Origin of the sequence: Microcystis sp. M049S2 (assembly GCF_020245625.1) — a bacterium.
GTDB classification, from domain to species: Bacteria; Cyanobacteriota; Cyanobacteriia; order Cyanobacteriales; family Microcystaceae; genus Microcystis; species Microcystis ichthyoblabe_A.
This window is the reverse complement of sequence record NZ_JADBUN010000177.1, coordinates 1-6,334: the sequence shown is the minus strand read 5'-3', so window position 1 is coordinate 6,334 and position 6,334 is coordinate 1. Positions and strand designations below refer to the sequence as shown.

At 42.7% G+C, this 6,334-nt stretch carries 5 protein-coding genes; all 5 read right to left on the bottom strand.

Features of this window, described 5'->3' with window-relative positions; genetic code table 11:
- Window positions 1–303: 303 nt before the first annotated feature.
- The 5 genes from IM496_RS15350 to IM496_RS15330 all read right to left on the bottom strand — a co-directional run bounded on the left by IM496_RS15350 (window position 304) and on the right by IM496_RS15330 (window position 5,857).
- On the bottom strand, window positions 304–1,347 hold the full coding sequence (locus IM496_RS15350) for a DNA cytosine methyltransferase (RefSeq protein ID WP_287662447.1): 1,044 nt from the start codon (window positions 1,345–1,347) through the stop codon (window positions 304–306).
- A 155-nt stretch (window positions 1,348–1,502) separates the two neighbouring features.
- The gene (locus IM496_RS15345) at window positions 1,503–3,164 is read right to left on the bottom strand and encodes an NAD(P)H-quinone oxidoreductase subunit 4 (RefSeq protein ID WP_149106571.1); all 1,662 of its coding nucleotides are present in this window, start codon (window positions 3,162–3,164) and stop codon (window positions 1,503–1,505) included.
- Between the two features lie 124 nt (window positions 3,165–3,288).
- Entirely contained in the window at window positions 3,289–3,990 is a 702-nt protein-coding gene (locus IM496_RS15340) for an ABC transporter ATP-binding protein (protein ID WP_287662446.1), read from the bottom strand.
- A gap of 375 nt (window positions 3,991–4,365) precedes the next feature.
- Complete coding sequence (locus IM496_RS15335; RefSeq protein ID WP_104397732.1) at window positions 4,366–5,103, bottom strand: septal ring lytic transglycosylase RlpA family protein; 738 nt, start codon at window positions 5,101–5,103, stop codon at window positions 4,366–4,368.
- A 487-nt stretch (window positions 5,104–5,590) separates the two neighbouring features.
- Window positions 5,591–5,857, bottom strand: coding sequence for a hypothetical protein (locus tag IM496_RS15330; RefSeq protein WP_228009690.1), 267 nt, complete (start codon window positions 5,855–5,857; stop codon window positions 5,591–5,593).
- Window positions 5,858–6,334 lie beyond the last annotated feature (477 nt).

Genomic DNA, 6,334 nt, shown 5'->3' with positions numbered 1-6,334 from the left:
GTTAACAATTTGTAATATTCCTTGTTGACACCCTTACTGACAAAGAAAAAACTGAAATCAAGTCAGGATAAGGGTTGGAGTGCTTACTGCAAAAATTGTTAAGAAAGATCCCTATAAGGGATAGCTTATTAAGGGGGGATTAAGGGGGGATCCCCCCGCCTATCGGCACCCCCCTTATCAAGGGGGGCAGGGGGGATCGAACCTAAAATCCATTTTTAATTTAATTATAACCAGCTACTTATCGAGGGAATAATAACTATTATTAATATACGCAAAACCCTAGAAAAAAATCGCTATTGTTCCTCAGATTGACAATAACTCTAATTGTCTCCCCTGTAGGTCTTTAACCCTGATATTTTCTTGAGAATCTCTGGATAAATCTAAAGCTTTAATCACCTCTTTTGCCACCGCTTTTACCACGGGAATGGCCACAGAATTGCCGAACTGTTTATAAGCTTGGACATCGCTGACAACAATCTGAAAACTATCGGGAAATCCCTGTAATCTTGCCCATTCTCTGGGGGTCATTCTGCGGACAAATAATTTATTTACTTCTCCCTTAATGCGAGTAACGGGAGTAAAATTAGTCAGTCTTTGATCGATAACTAAATTTCTTTCTTTTCCCATACCTCCCACCACAATAGCATTAGCGATACCATCGGGAGAAATAATCTCATAACCGAAACCATTACCTTTATGTTGGTGTCTAGCTTTGTGTTTAAACAAAGTTTCTAAATACTGATTAGAGAGATAATATTTAACGCTGACTTCCTTTTCTTCTAGGATATCTTTGAGACAAGTTTCTTGATGGGTTGGTTGAGGATAGGAAAAATGGTAAATATTCAAATCCTCTCGAAAACCGACGATAAAAATTCGGGGACGGTTTTGAGGAACCCCAAAATATCTGGCATTTAAAATCTGGGGACTAGGGACAAAATAATGCAAATCCTTTTCTAGTATATCTAAAATAGTTTTTAAAGTTTTACCTCGATCATGGTGAACTAAACCCTGGACATTTTCTAAGATAAAAGCTTTCGGTTTCTTTTCGTGTAAGATCCGGGCAACTTCAAAAAATAAGGTTCCGCGTGCATCTTCAAAACCGTGTTTTCTGCCGGCGATACTAAAGGCTTGACAGGGAAACCCGCCACAGAGTATATCATGATCGGGTACAGTTTTTGCCTCTAATTTTCTGATGTCTTGATTATCGGGTAAATGACCATAGTTAGCCAAGTAAACCTTTTGGGAGTGAGGATCGATTTCCGAAGAAAAAACGCATTGACAACCGAGATTTTCTAGGGCGATTCTAAATCCTCCTATACCGGCAAATAAATCAATAAAAGTCCACATATTTCTCTATTCTAAGCTTCCGTTTTGATCCCAGAGACGATATTAAACCGGCTACCTTAGATTTTAGTATAAATGCTCGCATCTTTCTCCTCGCCAAAAAAAATCAGGAGCAGAATTTCCACTCCTGATAACCTATTCACTTTGGACTTGCCAATTTATTGGAATATACTGGCAACTTTGGCGCTTACGTCGGGTTGAGTTTCAGCGTAGATATTTTGACGAGTAGCGGCGATTTCTGTGTAAGCTTGACGCACTTCCGAGTTAACTGCCACCGTTTTCACATCGTAGATACGGGTAGCCAGTTGGGGATAAAAACCGATAGCGACAATCAAAGCGAGGAAAGAGACAGCGATAAAGATTTCTCTGGGTTTAGCGTCAATATATTCTGATTCGTCAGGAAGGACACAGCTAGTACCAAAACAAACTGCTTGTTCGTTGCTTTTGTTGGGGGTAATGTTAGTAATATCGCAGGAAGAACCATCTCCGTAGAAAACTTGACGAAGCATGGAGAGTAGATAAATCGGGGTGAGGATTAAACCAACGGAAGCGAGGAAAACAGTCACAACCCGGAAGGTTTGGCTATAAACGTCACTGCTAGTGACACCGATAAATACAGTAATTTCACTGGCAAAACCGCTCATTCCGGGTAACGCTAGGGAAGCCATGGCGCCAGCAGTAAAGAGAGCGAAGACTTTCGGCATCGCTTGAGCAATCCCACCCATCTCGTTTAAAGCTAAGGTATGGGTGCGGTCGTAGGTGACACCAGCAAGGAAGAATAAGACGGCGGCAATTAAACCATGGGAGAGCATTTGTAACATAGCGCCGCTAATACCCACATCGGTAAAGGAAGCAATCCCTAAAAGGACGAATCCCATGTGTGAAACCGAGGAATAAGCGAGACGGCGTTTCATGTTTTGTTGACCGAAGGAAGCGAAAGCACCGTAGATAATATTAACGACACCGAGAATCGCTAGAATCGGAGCAAAGTAGATATGTGCATCGGGTAGAAGCCCCATATTAAGACGGATTAAACCATAACCACCCATTTTGAGGAGAACACCAGCGAGAATCATCGATACAGGTGCAGAAGCTTCACCGTGAGCATCGGGGAGCCAAGTATGGAGGGGGAAGATGGCGAGTTTGACCCCGAAAGCGATTAATAAACCAGCGTAAAGGACTAATTCTAAAGCGAGGGGATAATCTTTAAATCCTAATTCCGCCATGTCAAAGGTCATCGTACCACCACCGTAAAGAGCCATGGCTAGACCAGCAACGAGGATGAAGATAGAAGCGGCGGCGGTGTAGAGTAGGAATTTAGTGGCGGCATAACGACGTTTTTGGCCACCCCAGATGGAAACGAGTAGATAAACGGGAATTAACTCGATTTCCCACATTAAGAAGAATAATAATAAATCTTGGGCGACGAAAACACCAATCTGAGCGGCGTAGAGCAACAGCATCAGGAAGTAGAATAAACGGGGTTTGCGGTCCACTTGCCACGCGGCCAAGATAGAAAGGGTTGTCACCAATCCTGCTAATAAAACTAACGGTGCCGAGATACCATCCACCGACACCGCCCAACTTAAACCAATTTGGGGAACCCAATCGATTTTTTCTACTAATTGTAGGTTGGGGTTGCTTAAATCATATTTTTGTAAAAAGACGTAACACATTAATATAAAGTCTGCTAGTCCGACTCCAAGAGCGAACCAACGAACGGTTTTTCCTTCCTTGTCGGGGATTACAGGGATTAGGAAGGAGGCAAGCAAGGGGAGCAAAATGATGGCAGTGAGCCAGGGGAAGTTAGCCGTTAGCATGGCAGTAAGAAAAAATACCTATTTCGTTATGTGTTCATTTTATGCGACTTTGTAAAATTTTGTGAATATTTTTTCTCCTACCTTTACCATAGGATTTTATCTATAGTTGCCGCATCATCATCGATTAACCCAAATAGGCCTGTTTGACCCGCTCATCCCTGAGTAAATCCCCGGCTTCTCCCGCAATAGTCAAGCGTCCCGCTTCCAAAACATAGCCGCGATTGGCAGTTTCTAGGGCTAAATTGGCGTTTTGTTCCACTAACAGGATAGTTACTCCCGATTCGTTTAATTTACGGATAATACTGAATATTTCTCGCACTATCTGCGGCGCTAGTCCTAAACTGGGTTCGTCTAGTAACAATAACTTGGGACGACTCATTAAAGCTCTGGCGATCGCCAGCATCTGTTGTTCCCCACCGCTTAGGGTTCCCGCTAACTGCTCTCGGCGCTCCGATAGTCGGGGAAAAAGTTGCCACTGCTCTTCGATATCGCTTTTTACTCCTAGGCGATCGCTTCTCGTATAAGCACCTAACTGCAAATTTGTCAAGACTGTTTGACGCGCTAAGATTCTTCTCCCTTCCGGACTATGGGCGATTCCCCGCTTAACGATTTCATGGGGTGGTAAATGGGTAATATCTTGACCCTGATAAATGATTCGCCCCGTCTTTGCCGTTAAAATCCGAGATATCGTCTTTAGAGTCGTCGTTTTTCCTGCTCCGTTCGCTCCAATCAGGGTGACAATTTCCCCCGTTTCTACCCTTAAACTAACCTGCTGTAATGCCTTTATTCCGCCATAATTAACCGATAAATCGTTAATTTCTAACATAAACCCCGTCAAATCCCAATAGGATCACTATAGCAGTTATCAGTTATCAGTTATCAGTTATCAGTTATCAGTTATCAGTTACCAGTTATCAGTTACCAGTTACCAGTTATCACTGATCACTGATCAGATGTGAGTTTTTAGTCAGTCCCGATGAAAAAATTTTCACCCCCACAGATGAAAGAGGTTTCCTTCCCTACACCCCACACCCCACACCCTACACCCTCTTTCAAGTCAGGGATAAGGAGGAATCCCGATCATTTGTACTGAATTTTCCAAGACGCATTATTGAGTGAGGGGTATTGAGTAGCATTAACAGTGCTGTCTTTTCACTGCTTACTGTTTACTGATAACTGTTTACTGATAACTGATAACTGATTATCTGCCTAAAACTTCCAAGACCACTGGGGCAACTCCCGATTGGAAGACACCGATAATCGCTGCCGCACCTCTGGAAAGATCGATGACGCGACCACCGCTAAACGGACCGCGATCGTTAATTCGCACCACCACCGATCGCCCATTACGCAGATTAGTTACCCTAACCCTAGTACCGAAAGGCAGATAGCGATGAGCGGCAGTTAAACCACCAGAGTTAAAAGTCTCACCACTAGCAGTGCGACGACCATGGAAACCGGGACCATACCAAGAGGCCATTCCCCGTTTACGGGGGCGACTGCTGGTTTTTGTCCCTTGGGTTGTTTTTGGCTTCTCCGGCGTTGTCACTGAGGCAGGATTGCTGGCCGGAACCGGCTTGACTTGATTGGGTTGTGATTGGGGTTGTATCGTCGAAGGAATGGCCTCTTGGGTTCGGGGTGTAACGCTTGCTGGGACGGTATTTTCTTTGTCCACTAGGGACTCCAAAGTTTTTAGAATTTCGTTAGCATTATCTTGAACCGAACGTGATACTTTAATATCTGAATCGAATGTTCGACTATTAGAAAAAGCGGACAGAACGGTTTGAGTAGTTGACTCGATAACAGTTTGACGACCTACGCTAATATCCGTCAGGCTGTTGCTGTGTCCTGCTGTCTGGGAACAAATTATCGAGGCTGTAGTCCCCACTACGGTAAGGGCAGTTACAGCTTGTAGTTTGTTGATCAGTTGTTTATTCATAGACTTTCTTATTGTGCGTTAGCAAGTTCCCAATGCAAAGCTGAAGGAATTTGCTAACATTCCTTTTTGCTTGCAAAGCTAACTTGGTTGCGTTCTGTTCAACCCTATCACGGAAAATTGGTTGGTCATTACAAGAATTTATATCGTTATCGGGCAAGAGAATCAAAAATTTAAATAAAGGGTTGACTTGCGCTAAAAACTAAGTTACGATGAAAAGTTTTTAATTTTTTGTCTCCTAGAGGGGGGCAAGATTAGGAAAACTTAGGGAATTAGTGAAATTTCGAGGGGGAATAATGCTAGTATTGACAAGGCTTTCAGGGATTATCAGCCTTCCTCGATTTCCCTCTATGTATGCAGATAATGGTTAATAAAACTGTTTTCTTCGCTACAAAAAACTAGATTTTTAATATCAATGTTAAATCGGACTAAGGATCAAAGATTAAAAATTATAATAGGGGCTTGACAAGCGACTAAAAATAAGTTGTTATTAGCCAAACTTAACTATAGAATCAGAAATGCTGATACAGGCTAATACTAAATCCTGTTTAAAAGGTATAGAGGATTGGGGAAGTGGGGAAGTGGGGAGTTTTTCGCTGTGAACAGTGAACTGAAAAACCCGCATCTGATCACTGAATACTGGATACTGAAGACTGACTTGAAAGAGGGTGTAGGGAAAGAAACCTCTTTCATCTGTGGGGGTGAAAATTTTTTCATCGGGACTGACTCCTAACCCCACGAAAAGCTTTTTCGGCAAACCCTATCTAATGTGTACTGGGTTTCCTTAGGTCAATCCAACCGACAAGAGCGGCTATAAAGTCTAATATATAGCGTTTCCTAAGCTAGTGAGGTACACCTGTTTTTCTTCCCCTTTGCCTTTTGCCTCTTGCCTTTTGCCTAAAACCCATAACTTTTGTACCTCAGCAGACTGAAAAACGCTATAATCAAGACAGCAGGTCATCCCATCGGTAATTCTCAAATGAATTATAAGATGGCTCTTCGTTACTATTTATGCTAAATCAACAGACAAGATGCCAAGATAACATACTTCTACCCCAAAAATTCCGAAAGTTTCTAAAGCCATAGCCTCGTCTTTTTAATCTCTTCGGGTCTAATTCCCCGCCGCTCGCGGCGTATAATAAGTAGTCGTGCAAAATTAATTTCCTAGTAAAGATAGGCACTCATGCAAGAGGCAAAAGGCAAGAGGGGGTTAGATATGTGTAATTAATTTTGC

Bases quoted from the DNA above. Each gene is read 5' to 3' on its own strand.
- IM496_RS15350 (WP_287662447.1), bottom strand. From the start codon at position 1,347: ATGTGGACTTTTATTGATTTATTTGCCGGTATAGGAGGATTTAGAATC.
- IM496_RS15345 (WP_149106571.1), bottom strand. From the start codon at position 3,164: ATGCTAACGGCTAACTTCCCCTGGCTCACTGCCATCATTTTGCTCCCC.
- IM496_RS15340 (WP_287662446.1), bottom strand. From the start codon at position 3,990: ATGTTAGAAATTAACGATTTATCGGTTAATTATGGCGGAATAAAGGCA.
- IM496_RS15335 (WP_104397732.1), bottom strand. From the start codon at position 5,103: ATGAATAAACAACTGATCAACAAACTACAAGCTGTAACTGCCCTTACC.